Consider the following 14,213-nt stretch of genomic DNA (forward strand, 5'->3'; position numbering starts at 1 on the left):
GGGCCGCGAGGTCCCTGCTGGCCGCTCACGCCGCCTCCTCGAGGGACATCTGGGACGCGACGATCTCGGCATACGTCTCGTTGGTGTCCAGGAGCTCGGCGTGCGTGCCGCGCCCCACGATGCGTCCGTGGTCGAGCACGAGGATCTGGTCGGCGTCCCGGCTGGTGGCGACGCGCTGGGCGACGACGAGGACGGTGGCGTCCGCGGCCAGCGGTCTCAGCGCCGACCGCAACCGTGCGTCCGTCGAGTAGTCCAGCGCCGAGAACGAGTCGTCGAAGAGGTAGACACGCGGTCGGCGGACCACCGCCCGCGCGATGGCGAGCCGCTGCCGCTGGCCGCCCGAGAACGTCGACCCACCCTGCGCGACGGCTGCCTCGAGGCCGCCGGGCAACGCCTCGACGAAGTCGCGCGCCTGCGCCACCTCCAACGCGTCCCACATCTCGTCGTCGGTCGCGTCCGCCTTGCCGTACCGCAGGTTGTCGGCCACCGTCCCGGAGAAGAGGAACGCCTTCTGCGGGACGAGTCCGAGCAGCGATCCGAGGTCGTCGGTCGCCAGGTCGCGGACGTCGACGCCGTCGATCGCGACCCGGCCGCCGGTCACGTCGAAGAGGCGCGGCACGAGGTGGAGCAGCGTCGTCTTGCCCGCACCGGTGGACCCGATGATCGCCGTCGTCCGGCCGGGCTCCGCCGTGAAGGTGATGTCCTCGAGCACCGGCGCCTCCGCACCGGGGTACCCGAAGTCGACGCCCTCGACGTCGACCCGACCCCGGGGCCCCGCACCGCCGGAGAGCGACTCGAGCGCGACGGGGCGCTCGGGCTCGACGACCGACGTCTGCGTGCCGAGCACGTCGCCGATCCGTCCGGCGGCGACCGACGCCCGCGGCACCATCATGATCATCATCGTGGACATCATCACGGCCATGAGGATGAACATGATGTAGGACAGGTAGGCCATGAGGGAGCCCACCTGGAGCTCGCCGTCGGCGACCCGCCCGGCCCCGAACCAGAGCACCGCCACCTGCGACAGGCTCATGATCAGCATCACCGTCGGGAAGGCCAGCGCCATGAGCTTGCCCGCCGCCAGCGAGACGTCGTAGAGGCGGGCGTTCGCCTCCCCGAAGCGTTCGCTCTCGCGGCGCTCGCGCACGAACGCGCGGACGACGCGCAACCCGGTGATCTGCTCGCGCAGGACGCCGTTGATCACGTCGATCCGCGCCTGCATCCCCCGGAAGTACGGGACCATCCGCCACATCAGGAGCCCGACGGCGACGCCCAGCACCGGCACGATGACGACGAGCAGCACGGACAGCGACGGGTCCTCGCGCAGCGCCATGACGACGCCACCGACCATCATGATGGGTGCCATCACCATGACCGTGAACGTCATCAGCACCACCATCATGACCTGCTGGACGTCGTTGGTCGTACGGGTGATCAGCGAGGGTGCACCGAACTGCCCGAGCTCCCGGGCGGAGAAGCCCTGGACCGCGTCGAAGATGTCGCGTCGCAGGTCGCGGCCGAACGCCGTGGCCGCGCGTGCCCCCAGGAACACCGCGCCGATCGCGCACAGCACCTGGCCGAGGCTGACGAGCAGCATCCACCCGCCGACCCGCATGATGTAGCCCGTGTCCCCGGTCGTCACGCCCTGGTCGATGATGTCCGCGTTGAGCGACGGCAGGTACAACGAACCGAGGGTCTGCGCGAGCTGCAGCACGAGCAGCAGGCCGACGGCACCGGCGTAGGGCCGCAGGTAGCGGCGGGCGAGAGCGACGAGCATGAGGACTCCGTGGTCTCGAGGGCGGCGACCAGGCCGCGGACGAGCATGCCGCCGGGCACGGTAGGCACCTGGCGAGCATAGATGAGCCGGCACCCGCTCGACACGGCCGCGGAGCACCGAGCCGGCCACGCGCGAGGCCCCGCCGTCCGGTGCGGACGACGGGGCCTCGTGCGGACCGTCGGAGCGACGGCTCAGGTCACGGCTGCGCCGGAGGGGGCGTCCCCTCGTCGTCCGTCCCGAGCGTCCGCGGCTGCGTCGGGGCGGGAGGAGCCGGGGGCTGCTCACCGGCCGGGCGCTGCCCGCGCTCGACACCGCGCTCGAACGGTGCGCCGGACCGCGTGCCCGAGCTGGTGGCGTCGGCTGTCGCGGCCTGGGCCTGCCGGCGTGCCTCGGCGAGCGCCTCGCCCGGGTCCTGCAGACCGGACTGGCCGAGCGCGGACCGCACGGCGGCGCTCACGCCGCCACCGCTGTCGTCGTCCGACGGCTCCGTGGGGATGCCGGGCGTCCCGGGTGTCCCCCCGAAGCCCTTGGCGATCGAGCCGAGCGCCGCGGTGAACTCCGTCGGGACGACCCACAGCTTCGAGGACGAGCCGTTGGCGATCTCCGGGAGCATCTGCAGGTACTGGTAGGCGAGCAGCTTGGGGTCGGGGTTGCCCTCGTGGATGGCACCGAACACCTGCAGGATGGCCCGCGCCTCACCCTCGGCGGTGAGGATCGCCGCCTGGGCGTCACCCTCGGCCTTGAGGATCTGCGACTGCTTCTCCCCCTCGGCGGTGAGGATCGCCGACTGCTTGACGCCCTCGGCCGTGAGGATGGTGGCACGACGGTCGCGCTCGGCGCGCATCTGCTGCTCCATCGCGCCCTGCACGGAGGCCGGCGGGTCGATGGACTTCAGCTCGACGCGGTTGACGCGCACGCCCCACCGCCCCGTCGCCTCGTCCAGCACACCGCGGAGCTGGCCGTTGATCTGGTCACGGCTGGTCAGCGTCTGCTCGAGGTCCATCGACCCGACGACGTTACGCAGCGTGGTCACCGTGAGCTGCTCGATACCGCTGATGTAGTCGGCGATCTCGTAGACCGCGGACTTGGGCTCGGTCACCTGGAAGTAGATGACCGTGTCGATGCTGACGACGAGGTTGTCCGAGGTGATCACCGGCTGGGGCGGGAACGACACGACCTGCTCGCGCAGGTCGACGCCGGCGCGCACCTTGTCGATGAAGGGGATGAGCCAGTGCAGGCCCGGTTCGAAGGTCTTCTCGTACCGGCCCAGGCGTTCGATGATCAGCGCCGTCGCCTGCGGGACGATCTGCACCATCTTGAACAGCGCCACCGCCACGAAGATGACGACGATGATCAGGAAGATGGTCAGGATGATTGTTCCTGGTTCCACGAGCTCTCTTTCCGTTGGAGGGCGCCGTCGTCAGACGGCGCCGTCGGCGTTCTGACTCGTCGCCCCGGCCGGCGCGACGACTGCCGTGGCTCCGTCGATCTTCACGACCCGCACCTCGACACCCTCGGGCACCCGGCCCGTGCTGTTCGGCAGGCCGTCCTCGACGAGCCGTGCGGACCACACCTCGCCAGAGAGCTTGACGCGGCCGCCGAGCTCGGTGACCTCGGAGATCACCACCGCCAACCTGCCCACCTGGGCGGCCGCGTTGGTCTCGACGAGGTCCGTGCGGCGGCGCAGGTTCTGCAGCAGCCACGGACGCAGCGTGACGATCAGCAGGACCGCCACGACGCAGGCCACGATGACCTGCAGCCAGAAGGGCCCGCCTGCCGCGGCGGTGATGCCGCCCGCGACCGCGCCACCGGCGAGCATGATGAAGACGAGGTCGAGCGAGAGCATCTCCACGACGGCGAGGACGAGGGCCCCGCCGATCCACCACAACCAGCCGTCCATGGCTACCTCCGACCGCAGCGTCTGCTTTGCATTGAATTTACCAAACCTGCGCCGTCGTGGGCAGACCGGTCAGCGCCCGGCGGGTCGCGCCGCCCGGGCGAGCCAGCGACCGCCCCCGTGGGCGACCAGCAGGTCCATGCCGAAGGCCCGCGAGAGGTTCTCGGAGGTGAGGACGTCCTCGATCGGCCCGGCCGCCTCGACCTTGCCGTCCCCGAGGAGCAGCAGGTGCGTGAACCCCGGCGGGATCTCCTCCACGTGGTGGGTGACCACCACGAGCACCGGCGAGGACGGGTCGCCCGCCAGCTCCGCGAGCGCCCCGACGAGCTCTTCGCGACCGGCGACGTCGAGCCCGGCGGCGGGCTCGTCGAGCAGCAGGACCTCCGGGTCGGTCATCAACGCGCGGGCGATCTGGACCCGCTTGCGCTCGCCCTCGCTGAGGGTGCCGTAGCGCCGGTCGGCCAGGTCGGCGACGTCGAACGCGCCCAGCAACGCCAGGGCCTGCTCGGTGTCCAGCTCCTCGTACTCCTCGCGCCACCGGCCGGTGACGCCGTACGCGGCGGTCACCACGACGTCGCGCACGCTCTCGTGGTGCGGGATCTTGTCCGCGAGCGCCGCCGAGGAGAAGCCGATCCGCGGCCGCAGCTCGAACACGTCGACCTTGCCGAGCCGTTCGCCCAGCAGGTCCGCGGTCCCCGAGGTGGGGTGCGAGCGCGCCGCGAGGATCTGCAGCAGGGTCGTCTTGCCGGCCCCGTTCGGGCCGAGCACGATCCAGCGCTCGCCCTCGGAGACTGTCCAGTCGACGTCGTCGACGATCGTGGATTTGCCGCGTCTGACGGTGACGCCCTGCAGGTCGAGTACCGCGCTCATGGTGCCCGACCCTACCGGAGCGGGCACCTCGCCCCGACCGCCCTCGCCGGGCGCCGCGACCAGGGCACCACCACGTCCACGGCGCGTCGCGACGGGCGCCGGAGCAGGTCGGGCGTCTATCGTGCGAGGCGTGAGCGAGTCCACCACACTGCCCCGCAGCGTCGTCCTGGCGCTGTGGCTCCAGTCGCTCGGCGTCTCCCACGGCCTCGCCGTGCGTTCCGTGACCGACGACGACGAGCCGCACGTCGTCGTCGGGCTGCCCGGCGCCGGCACGGGACAGGTGACCCTCAAGGAGCTCGTCGCGGCGTTCTCGGACGGTCCCCGCGAGGTGTGTGCCGTGCTGCCCGTACCGGGCGACCCCTCGGGCGTGCCCGCGCCGGCCGCGGCTGCGGCCACCGAGTCCGGGGAGTGCCTGCTGGTGAGCACCCCCGCGGGGTCGTGGGCCGCCGTGCCCAGCATCACGACGTTCGGCAGCGCGCTGGAGCCCGGGCACCTCGTGACCTGGGAGGTGGTGGACGTGCCGCCGTGGTCCACGCTGGTCGCCGGTGCCCTGGGCTCGCTCGCCGACGCCGAGCGTGAGCTGCGCAGCAGCCTCGTGGTCGCCACCGAGGCGCTCGACGCCCTCGACGTGGCGCGGTGGCGCGACGACGCCGCGGACGCGATCGAGCGGGTGCGCCACTCGACGACCGCCGGCTGGCCCGTGCCCGACCTGGACGGCCGCCGGGCACGGGTCATGCAGCTCGCCACCCGGCTGCTCGCCATCGTCGACCTCGCCACCGACGACGACGGGGCCGCGGTCAACCTGTGGCAGGTCGACCAGCGGTCGACGGCGCTGCGCGAGGTCGAGCGCACGGCCCGCCGTGCGCTGAGCGCGGCGACGTACGCCGCGGTGCCCTGAACGGTCAGGCGTCCAGCACCGTCCGGTACACGTCCATGGTGCGTTCGGCGATCGTGGTCCACGCGAAGTGCTGCTCCGCACGTCGGCGGCCGGCCGCGCCCATCGTGGCGGCCCGCCGCGGGTCGTCGACGACGGCGGTCAGCGCCGCAGCCAGGTCGGCCACCCAGCGCTCGGGGTCGAGCGGGGTCCCCGTGCCGTCGTCGGCCTGTTCGATCGGCACGAGGGTGCCGGTGACTCCGTCGTCGACGACCTCGGGGATGCCACCGGTGGCCGTGGCCACGACGGGCAGGCCCACGGCCATCGCCTCGAGGTTGACGATCCCGAGCGGTTCGTAGACGGAGGGGCACGCGAAGACCGTGCAGGCGGCCAGGACCGCGCACAGGTCCGGCCGGGGCAGCATCTCCTCGATCCACACCACGCCGGCCTCGGCTCCCCCGCCACGTGCGGCGCGCAGGTCGTCCACGAGGGCACGGACCTCCGCCATGATCTCCGGGGTGTCAGGGGCCCCGGCGCACAGGACCACCTGGACCTCGCGCGGCAGCCGGGCGGCGGCCCGCAGGAAGTCCGGCAGCCCCTTCTGGCGCGTGATCCGGCCGACGAACACGACCGCGGGGCGCGACGGGTCGATCCCGTGCAGCGCGGCGACCCGGGCGACGTCGTCGTCGGCCGGCCGGGTCCAGCCGTCCAGGTCGATGCCGTTGTGCACCACGTGCACCCGGCCGGGGTCGAGCTCCGGGTAGCACCGCAGGATGTCGGCCCGCATCCCGGCGGACACCGCGATGATCCCGGACGCGCCCAGGTACGCCGTCCGTTCGGCCCAGCTCGAGACGGCGTAGCCGCCGCCGAGCTGCTCGGCCTTCCAGGGACGCAGCGGCTCGAGCGAGTGCGCCGTGACGACGTGCGGCACGCCGTGCAGCATGCCCCCGAGGTGGCCGGCCATGTTGGCGTACCAGGTGTGCGAGTGCACCACGTCGGCGCCGGCGACGTCGTCCGCCATCGCCAGGTCGACGCCGAGCGTTCGCAGGGACGCGTTCGCGCCGGACAGGGTGGCGGGCTCCTCGTAGCCGGTGACGTGCTCGGCGGCAGGCCGCGGGCCGTCGAAGCAGCGCACGCGGACGTCCGCGTGCGGTCGCAGGACGACGGACAGCTCGGCGACGTGCACACCGGCGCCGCCGTAGACGTGGGGCGGGAACTCACGGGTCAGCAGGTCGACCCTCGGGTGGATGCTCACGCAGCCAACGTAGCCTCCTCCGCCGCGTCGCGCGGCATGCGCCGCCTCCAGGTCCTAGGGTCGACCCATGGCGTCGTCACACCCCCGAGTCCTGGCCATCGTCCTCGCCGGCGGAGAGGGCAAGCGACTCATGCCGCTGACGGCCCAGCGCGCCAAACCGGCGGTCCCCTTCGGGGGGATCTACCGCCTGGTCGACTTCGCCCTGTCGAACATCATCAACTCGCGGTACCTGCAGGTCATCGTGCTGACGCAGTACAAGTCCCACTCGCTGGACCGGCACATCTCCAAGACGTGGCGCATGTCCCCGCTGCTGGGCAACTACGTCTCCTCGGTCCCGGCGCAGCAGCGCGTCGGCAAGCACTGGTACCTCGGTTCGGCCGACGCGATCTACCAGTGCCTCAACATCATCGACGACGAGCGCCCCGACATCGTCGTCGTGGTCGGTGCCGACCACGTCTACCGCATGGACTTCTCCCAGATGGTCGACGCGCACGTGGAGTCGGGCGCCCGGGCCACCGTCGCCGCGATCCGCCAGCCGATCGCCCTCGCCGACCAGTTCGGCGTCATCGACGTCGAACCCGAGGACCCGACGCGCATCCGCGACTTCCTCGAGAAGCCGGTGGCGCCCGTCGGGCTGCCCGACTCCCCGCAGGAGGTGCTGGCGTCCATGGGCAACTACGTCTTCGACGCCGACGCCCTCGTCGAGGCGGTGACGAAGGACGCCGCGGACCCGGAGTCCCGGCACGACATGGGCGGCGACATCGTCCCGGCCTTCGTCGAGCAGGGCACGGCCGGCGTCTACGACTTCATCCGCAACGAGGTCCCCGGATCCACGGACCGCGACCGCGCCTACTGGCGCGACGTCGGCACCATCGACGCCTACTTCGACGCCAACAAGGACCTCATCGCGGTCCAGCCCGTGTTCAACCTGTACAACGAGGACTGGCCGTTGTACACGGGGTACACCGGGCTGCCGCCGGCGAAGTTCGTGCACGCCGGGCCCGGCCGGCTCGGGCATGCCGCAGACTCGATCGTCTCACCTGGTGTCCTCGTCTCCGGCGCGACCGTCGCGGGGTCCATCCTGTCCCCGGGCGTGCACCTGCACTCCTGGGCGACGGTCACCGACTCCGTGGTGATGGACGGCGTCCAGGTGCACCGGCACGCCCAGGTGCACCGCGCCATCCTCGACAAGTTCGTGGTGGTGGACGAGAGGGCCCGGATCGGCGTCGACCACGAGGAGGACCGGGCCCGGGGCTTCACCGTCACCGAGTCGGGGATCACCGTCGTCCCGAAGGGTTCCCACGTTGCCTGAGAGCACGTCGCCTGACCGCTCCACCGCTGCACCCCGGCCCACGCGCCTGCCTGCGAGCCGGCGCCGGCTCGTCGTCACCGACGTCGACTCGACGTTCCTCACGCAGGAGGTCATCGAGCTGATCGCCGACCACGCGGGCACCCGCGACCAGGTCGCTGCCGTCACCGAACGGGCCATGCGGGGCGAGCTCGACTTCGCCGCCTCGCTGCGCGAGCGAGTGGCCACGCTCGCCGGCGTGCCCGTCACGGCGCTCGACGAGGTCCGCAGGGCCGTGGTCCTCACCCCGGGCTCCGCCGAGCTGACGGCCGAGGTGCAGCGCCGGGGCTGGGAGCTCGGGCTCGTCTCCGGCGGTTTCGCCGAGATCCTCGCGCCGCTCGCCGAGCCGCTGGGCATCTCGCGCTGGCGCGCCAACCGGCTCGAGGTCGCCGACGGCGTCCTGACCGGACGGACGGTCGGCCCGGTCGTGGACCGGGCCTACAAGGAGGTCACGCTGCGCGAGTGGGCCGCCGAGCTGGGGCTGGACATGGCCGACACCGTCGCGGTCGGCGACGGCGCGAACGACCTCGACATGATCGCCGCGGCCGGGATCGGGATCGCGTTCGCGGCCAAGCCGCTCGTCCGGGCCCAGGCGCCCTACAGCATCGACGGGCCGCGGCTGGACGAGGTGCTACGGGTGGTCGACGAGGTCGACGCCGCCGCCTGACGGCCCGCCGGTCGGTCGCTCGTCAGCTCGGGCGGCCGACCCGCAGCAGGGTCGCCGACTTCTTGGTCCACTCGGACCACGGCTGCTTCGCGGCGTGCAGCACGGAGAAGGTGGCCGTCGGCACGCCCACCCGGACCTGCGCCAGCGCGGCGTCGTCCGACGACTTGTCGGCCAGGTACGCGGCCGTCGCGGCCATCGTGGGCTCGTGCCCGATGACGAGCAGCGTCCTGACTTCCGGGCGGACGGACCGCACGAGCCCGATCACGTCGCCGATGCTCGCCGCGTAGAGCTCGTCGCGCACCTCGGCGTCCAGGTGCTGGCGCTCACCGTGGTTGCCCAGGTGCGCGCGGGCCAGCTCCCACGTCTGCCGCGTCCGCAGCGCGGACGACACCAGCGTCAGGTCCGGCACGAGTCCCGCCGCCGTGAGCGCCATGCCGACCCGCCCGGCCTGCTTGCGGCCGTTCAGCGCCAGCGCACGGTCGGCGTCCGGGACCGACCCCTTGCCGGGCTCTGCCTTCGCGTGCCGGAGCAGCACCAGCCGACGCCCCGTGTCCGGGACGTCGACCGGGTGCTTCGGCTGCTTCACGAGGCCTCGCTCACTGCCCCATCGCGTGCACGCCGCCGTCGACGTGCACGATCTCTCCGGTCGTCGCCGGGAACCAGTCGGACAGCAGGGCCACGACCGCACGGGCCGCGGGCTCCGCCGTCGTCTGGTCCCACCCGAGGGGGGCACGACGCGGCCACGCGTCCTCCATGGCCTCGAAGCCCGGGATGGACTTCGCCGCCGTGGTGCGGATCGGTCCGGCGGAGACGAGGTTCGAGCGGATCCCGTGCGGTCCGAGGTCGCGCGCCAGGTAGCGGTTCGCGGACTCCAGACCGGCCTTCGCCACGCCCATCCAGTCGTAGACCGGCCAGGCGAACCCGGCGTCGAACGTCAGGCCCACGTACGCCCCGCCGTCGGACATCAGCGGCTGCGCCGCAGTGATCAGGGACTTGTAGGAGAACGTCGAGATCTGGACCGCCGTGGCGACGTCCTCCCAGTCGGCCGACAGGAAGTTGCCACCCATCACGCTCTGCGGCGCGAACCCGATCGAGTGCACGACGCCGTCCAGGCGGTCGGTGTGCTCGCGCACCTGGTCTGCGAGCGAGGCCAGGTCCTCGGAACTGGTCACGTCGAGCTGGACGACCGGCGCCGTTGCGGGGAGCCGCTTCGCGAACGCCTGGGTCAGCTTCATCTGCCGTCCGAACGACGTCAGGACGACCTCCGCGCCCTGCTCCTGCGCGAGGCGCGCCGCGTGGAAGGCGATCGAGCTGTCCGTCAGGACGCCCGTGATGAGCAGCTTCTTGCCGTCGAGCAGAGCCATGGTGACCTTTCAGTAAAGTTCTGGTGGGAGCGTATCGGGCGATGCGCCCGATGGACAGTTCAGTGACCCATGCCGAGGCCGCCGTCGACCGGGACCACGGCCCCGGACACGTAGCCCGCGGCGTCCGACGCGAGGAACTCCACCACGCCGGCGACCTCGTCGGACGTCGCGAACCGGCCGGCGGGGATCGACTCCCGGTACTTCTTCTGGGTGTCCTCGGGCAGCGCGGCGGTCATGTCGGTCTCCACGAAGCCGGGGGCGACCACGTTGGCGGTGATCCCCCGGCCGCCGAGCTCGCGGGTGATCGACCGGGCCATGCCCACGAGCGCGGCCTTCGTCGCGGAGTAGTTGACCTGACCGGGACCGCCGTAGAGCCCGACGACCGACCCGATCAGCACGATCCGCCCCGAGCGTGCCCGGATCATCGGCTTGGAGGCGCGACGCACGCAGCGGAACGTCCCGGTGAGGTTCACGTCGACGACCTGCTCGAACTCCTCGTCGCTCATGCGCATCAGGAGCTGGTCGCGCGTCACACCGGCGTTGGCGACCAGCACCGTCGGCGCACCGAGCCGAGCCTCGATCTCACCGAAGGCGGCGTCGACGGCCGCACTGTCCGTGACGTCCGCCACGAAGCCGTGGACACCGTCAGGCAGCTCGCCGCCCCGGTAGACCGTGGCGACCGTGTCCCCCGCCGCGACGAAGCGCTCGGCGATCGCCCGACCGATACCGCGCGCGGCCCCGGTCACGACGACCACACGGCCGGATGCTGCCAGTTCTGCCACGGGATGCTCCTCTCGACGACGGGTCACCGGGACCCGGGCGCACGGTGGTGCGCCGGTGCGACCGTACCCCGTGCCCCGGCCGCTCCCGCGCTGACGGTGAGGCACATGTCGCCGAACGCGATTGTCGGTTTCCTCCAAAGACGGAAGGGCGCCGCGGCGGACGTAGACTGGCAGGGTGAGCACGTCCAGCCCCCACGAGGTCCCCTCGATCACGGGCGTCCCGGCGAGTCTCGCCGAGGATCAGAGCCGACGTCTGCGCCAGTACCTGTTCCAGATGGGTCTGCGGATCGTGCTCATCCTGGCCGCGGCGCTCCTCGTGGAGGGCTGGCTGATGTGGGTCTGCTTCGCCGGGGCCGTCGTGCTCCCCTACTCGGCCGTCCTGCTCGCCAACGCCGGTCGCGACCGCAGCTCGCGGGAGTCGTCGGGCGTGCCCCCGCCGGCACCACGGGAGATCGAGGCCACCCTGCCGCCGGCCGACGAACCTCACGTGCGCGTGGTCGACCACGTGGAGACGCCCTCGACCGGGACACCGACCGAACGCACCGACGACCCCGAGGACCCGTGATGGACGTGCTCGGCCTGGGCGCCGACCCGGTGGACCCCGACGCGCTCGTCTGCTCGGCCAAGGGCTGCCGAGCAGACGCCCGCTGGGGGCTGCTGTGGAACAACCCGAAGCTGCACACCCCGGAACGCCGCAAGGTGTGGCTCGCCTGCGACGACCACCGCGAGCACCTCGAGCAGTTCCTCGGGGCACGGTCGTTCTGGCGACAGACCGTCCCCGTCGAGGATCTGGAGCACGGATGAGGCGGACCCGTCGCCAGTGGGTCACCCTCGGACTGGCGGCGGTGCTGCTGGCCGCGCTGTGCGTGCTCGCAGCGTTCTGGCAGTGGCACCGCTACACCGACCGCCAGGAGCAGATCGCCCTCGTCGAGGCGAACTACGGCGCCGACCCCGTCCCCCTGGCCGAGCTCGTCGACGCCCCCGGTGCAGAGCTGGCGGCCGACGACGAGTGGCGGCCCGCCGTCGTCGTCGGTGAGTACCTCCCTGCCGGGACCATGCTGCTGCGCAACCGGCCCGTCAACGGCACCCCCGGGTTCCACCTGCTGGTCCCGCTGCGCACCGAGCTCGACGGCGAGCCCGTGGTGCTCGTCGTCGACCGCGGGTTCGTGCCGCTGGGGGCCGACGCCGGTGAACCGGCCGCGGTCCCCGCTCCGCCGACCGGCGAGGTCGCCGTCACCGTCACGCTGCGGCCCGACGAGCCCGCCGCGGACCGCGGCGCCCAGGCAGGGACGGTCTCACGTATCAACAACGACCAGGTGCTGACGGGCGCCGTGTCCGGCGGGGCGACCGCGGTGGCCGACGACGCCACCGTCGGTACGTACGGGCAGATGCGGTCCGAGGACCCGGCCGCCGAGGCGCTGGTGCCGGCACCCCGGCCGGACACCGACCCCGGCTCCCACCTCAGCTACACCTTCCAGTGGGTGATCTTCGCGCTCGGCGCCGTCGGGGGGTTCGTGCTGCTGTGGCGGCGCGAGACCCGTGCGGCCACCGTCTCAGCCGGCGACCTCATCGCGGCGGACGACCCCGGCGGGACGTCGCGTCCGCGCCGTGAGCGCCGGGCGCCACGACACGCCGACGAGGAGCACGAGGACGCGCTCGTCGACGCCTCTCAGACCGAGTAGCCGTCGCCCGAGCCTGCGACTTCATCCCGGCTCAGGCGAGGGACACGAGCTCCGCGTAGTCGTCCGACCACAGGTCCTCGTCGCCGTCGGGCAGCAGCAGCACGCGCTCCGGGTTGAGCGCGTCCACCGCGCCGTCGTCGTGGGTGACCATGATGACGGCGCCCTCGTACGTGTTGAGGGCCCCCAGGATCTCCGCGCGCGACGCCGGGTCGAGGTTGTTGGTGGGTTCGTCGAGCAGCAGGACGTTCGCGCTGGAGACCACGAGCGTGGCCAGGGCGAGCCGGGTCTTCTCGCCTCCCGAGAGCACGTGCGCGGGCTTGTCGGCGTCGTCGCCGCTGAACAGGAACGACCCGAGCGTGGTGCGGACCTGGGTGTCCGTCAGGTCCGGGGCGCTGTGCCGCAGGTTCTCCACGACGGTGGCGTTCATGTCGAGCATGTCGTGCTCCTGGGCGTAGTAGCCCATCTTGAGCCCGTGCCCCGGCAGCACCTCGCCCGTGTCGGGGGTCTCGACGCCGGCCAGCAGCCGCAGCATCGTCGTCTTGCCCGCACCGTTGAGCCCGAGGATGACGACCCGCGACCCGCGGTCGATGGCGAGGTCGACGCCCGCGAAGACCTCCAGCGATCCGTAGGTCTTGGACAACCCGCGCGCCATGAGCGGCGTCTTGCCGCAGGGAGCCGGCTTCGGGAACCGCAGCGCGGCCACCTTGTCCGTCTGCCGCTCGCCCTCCGTGCCGGCGAGCATGCGCTCGGCCCGCTTGAGCATGTTCTGTGCCGCGGTGGCCTTGGATGCCTTGGCGCGCATCTTGTTGGCCTGGGCGATGAGGGTGTCGGCCTTCTTCTCCGCGTTGGCGCGCTCGCGACGACGACGGCGCTCGTCCTGCTCGCGCTGGGCGATGTAGGCGTCCCATCCCAGGCTGTACTGGTCGAGCTCGCCGCGGTTGGCGTCCAGGTGGAACACCTTGTTGACGGTCGCGCGGAGCAGCTCGACGTCGTGGGAGATGACGATGAACCCGCCGGAGTACGACCGGAGGTACTCGCGCAGCCAGACGATCGAGTCCGCGTCAAGGTGGTTGGTGGGCTCGTCGAGCAGCAGTGTGTCGACACCCGAGAACAGGATGCGGGCCAGCTCGATCCGGCGGCGCTGACCACCGGAGAGCGTGTGCAGCGGCTGGGCGAGGATGCGGTCGTCGAGCGCCAGGTTGCTCGTGATCCGGTGCGCCTCGGACTCGGCGGAGTATCCCCCGGCCGCGAGGAAGCGGGTCTCCAGCTTCGGGTAGCGCTCCATCGCCGCCGCCTGGACGTCGGCGTCCTCGCTGGCCATCTCCTTCTCCGCCACGCGCATCTTGGCGACGATCTTGTCCAGGCCCCGGGCACTGAGCACCCGGTCCATCGCGACGACGTCGAGGTCTCCGGTGCGCGGGTCCTGCGGCAGGTAGCCGATCTCGTTGCCGCGCGTGATCGTGCCCCCCGCCGGCAGGGTCTCGCCCGCGAGAGTCTTGGTGAGCGTGGTCTTGCCGGCGCCGTTGCGGCCGACCAGGCCGATGCGGTCGCCCGGAGCCACGCGGAACGTGGCCTCGTGCAGCAGGACGCGGGCGCCGAAGCGCAGCTCGACGCCGTGGGCGGTGATCAAGGCAGGGGTGTCCTTCAGAAAGTGGGTGCGGGGCTCCCGCCACTCTAGTGCCCGGTCCGTGGCCTGG

15 protein-coding genes are annotated in these 14,213 nt (G+C 72.1%); 6 read left to right on the plus strand and 9 right to left on the minus strand.

All coding sequences use genetic code 11. The features are described from left to right. Positions 1-25: 25 nt before the first annotated feature. The 4 genes from AC3RJ8_RS09880 to AC3RJ8_RS09895 form a co-directional block, all read right to left on the minus strand. Entirely contained in the window at positions 26-1,777 is a 1,752-nt protein-coding gene (locus AC3RJ8_RS09880; protein WP_489712473.1) for an ABC transporter ATP-binding protein, read from the minus strand. A gap of 196 nt (positions 1,778-1,973) precedes the next feature. Continuing rightward, positions 1,974-3,167 (minus strand): SPFH domain-containing protein, encoded by a 1,194-nt coding sequence (locus tag AC3RJ8_RS09885; protein WP_489712474.1) that lies wholly within the window; start codon positions 3,165-3,167, stop codon positions 1,974-1,976. Positions 3,168-3,197: 30 nt separating this feature from the next. Further along, positions 3,198-3,677: an NfeD family protein gene (locus AC3RJ8_RS09890; protein ID WP_489712475.1), complete on the minus strand. Its 480-nt coding sequence runs from the start codon at positions 3,675-3,677 to the stop codon at positions 3,198-3,200. Between the two features lie 69 nt (positions 3,678-3,746). Next, positions 3,747-4,544: an ABC transporter ATP-binding protein gene (locus tag AC3RJ8_RS09895; protein ID WP_489712476.1), complete on the minus strand. Its 798-nt coding sequence runs from the start codon at positions 4,542-4,544 to the stop codon at positions 3,747-3,749. Between the two features lie 130 nt (positions 4,545-4,674). On the opposite strand from AC3RJ8_RS09895, the gene AC3RJ8_RS09900 reads away from it, so the two are divergent. Further along, on the plus strand, positions 4,675-5,442 hold the full coding sequence (locus tag AC3RJ8_RS09900) for a hypothetical protein (protein WP_489712477.1): 768 nt from the start codon (positions 4,675-4,677) through the stop codon (positions 5,440-5,442). A gap of 4 nt (positions 5,443-5,446) precedes the next feature. Here the strand turns inward: AC3RJ8_RS09900 and glgA are convergent, their stop codons facing one another. Continuing rightward, positions 5,447-6,673, minus strand: a complete 1,227-nt coding sequence (gene glgA / locus AC3RJ8_RS09905; RefSeq protein WP_489712478.1) for a glycogen synthase — start codon at positions 6,671-6,673, stop codon at positions 5,447-5,449. Positions 6,674-6,740: 67 nt separating this feature from the next. Here glgA and glgC point away from each other — a divergent pair, with 67 nt between their 5' ends. Both glgC and serB read left to right on the plus strand, forming a co-directional pair. Next, entirely contained in the window at positions 6,741-7,985 is a 1,245-nt protein-coding gene (gene glgC, locus AC3RJ8_RS09910; RefSeq protein ID WP_489712479.1) for a glucose-1-phosphate adenylyltransferase, read from the plus strand. A 46-nt stretch (positions 7,986-8,031) separates the two neighbouring features. Further along, complete coding sequence (gene serB, locus AC3RJ8_RS09915) at positions 8,032-8,688, plus strand: phosphoserine phosphatase SerB (protein WP_489715615.1); 657 nt, start codon at positions 8,032-8,034, stop codon at positions 8,686-8,688. A 22-nt stretch (positions 8,689-8,710) separates the two neighbouring features. Here serB and AC3RJ8_RS09920 read toward each other — a convergent pair whose 3' ends face one another. The 3 genes from AC3RJ8_RS09920 to fabG are packed head-to-tail and all read right to left on the minus strand — an operon-like array spanning position 8,711 to position 10,834. Beyond that, the gene (locus AC3RJ8_RS09920; protein ID WP_489712480.1) at positions 8,711-9,274 is read right to left on the minus strand and encodes a SixA phosphatase family protein; all 564 of its coding nucleotides are present in this window, start codon (positions 9,272-9,274) and stop codon (positions 8,711-8,713) included. A 10-nt stretch (positions 9,275-9,284) separates the two neighbouring features. Further along, entirely contained in the window at positions 9,285-10,052 is a 768-nt protein-coding gene (gene fabI, locus AC3RJ8_RS09925; RefSeq protein WP_407318081.1) for an enoyl-ACP reductase FabI, read from the minus strand. A gap of 59 nt (positions 10,053-10,111) precedes the next feature. After that, the gene (fabG, locus tag AC3RJ8_RS09930) at positions 10,112-10,834 is read right to left on the minus strand and encodes a 3-oxoacyl-ACP reductase FabG (protein ID WP_489712481.1); all 723 of its coding nucleotides are present in this window, start codon (positions 10,832-10,834) and stop codon (positions 10,112-10,114) included. A 175-nt stretch (positions 10,835-11,009) separates the two neighbouring features. Here fabG and AC3RJ8_RS09935 point away from each other — a divergent pair, with 175 nt between their 5' ends. From AC3RJ8_RS09935 to AC3RJ8_RS09945, 3 genes are read left to right on the plus strand one after another with little or no spacing between them, the layout of a single operon-like run. Beyond that, the gene (locus tag AC3RJ8_RS09935) at positions 11,010-11,399 is read left to right on the plus strand and encodes a DUF3099 domain-containing protein (protein WP_489712482.1); all 390 of its coding nucleotides are present in this window, start codon (positions 11,010-11,012) and stop codon (positions 11,397-11,399) included. Continuing rightward, entirely contained in the window at positions 11,399-11,638 is a 240-nt protein-coding gene (locus AC3RJ8_RS09940; protein ID WP_407318085.1) for a hypothetical protein, read from the plus strand. The genes AC3RJ8_RS09935 and AC3RJ8_RS09940 overlap by 1 nt, the downstream gene beginning before the upstream one ends. After that, positions 11,635-12,516: an SURF1 family cytochrome oxidase biogenesis protein gene (locus tag AC3RJ8_RS09945; protein WP_489712483.1), complete on the plus strand. Its 882-nt coding sequence runs from the start codon at positions 11,635-11,637 to the stop codon at positions 12,514-12,516. The genes AC3RJ8_RS09940 and AC3RJ8_RS09945 overlap by 4 nt, the downstream gene beginning before the upstream one ends. A gap of 31 nt (positions 12,517-12,547) precedes the next feature. Here the strand turns inward: AC3RJ8_RS09945 and AC3RJ8_RS09950 are convergent, their stop codons facing one another. After that, positions 12,548-14,146, minus strand: a complete 1,599-nt coding sequence (locus tag AC3RJ8_RS09950) for an ABC-F family ATP-binding cassette domain-containing protein (RefSeq protein WP_489712484.1) — start codon at positions 14,144-14,146, stop codon at positions 12,548-12,550. Between the last annotated feature and the right edge of the window lie 67 nt (positions 14,147-14,213).

The sequence above is a fragment of the Isoptericola sp. MSGPD8_1_ISO-PGPR-S23-394 genome, from assembly GCF_058072785.1.

Bases quoted from the DNA above. Each gene is read 5' to 3' on its own strand.
- AC3RJ8_RS09880 (WP_489712473.1), bottom strand. From the start codon at position 1,777: ATGCTCGTCGCTCTCGCCCGCCGCTACCTGCGGCCCTACGCCGGTGCC.
- AC3RJ8_RS09890 (WP_489712475.1), bottom strand. From the start codon at position 3,677: ATGGACGGCTGGTTGTGGTGGATCGGCGGGGCCCTCGTCCTCGCCGTC.
- AC3RJ8_RS09895 (WP_489712476.1), bottom strand. From the start codon at position 4,544: ATGAGCGCGGTACTCGACCTGCAGGGCGTCACCGTCAGACGCGGCAAA.
- glgC (WP_489712479.1), top strand. From the start codon at position 6,741: ATGGCGTCGTCACACCCCCGAGTCCTGGCCATCGTCCTCGCCGGCGGA.
- fabI (WP_407318081.1), bottom strand. From the start codon at position 10,052: ATGGCTCTGCTCGACGGCAAGAAGCTGCTCATCACGGGCGTCCTGACG.
- AC3RJ8_RS09940 (WP_407318085.1), top strand. From the start codon at position 11,399: ATGGACGTGCTCGGCCTGGGCGCCGACCCGGTGGACCCCGACGCGCTC.
- AC3RJ8_RS09945 (WP_489712483.1), top strand. From the start codon at position 11,635: ATGAGGCGGACCCGTCGCCAGTGGGTCACCCTCGGACTGGCGGCGGTG.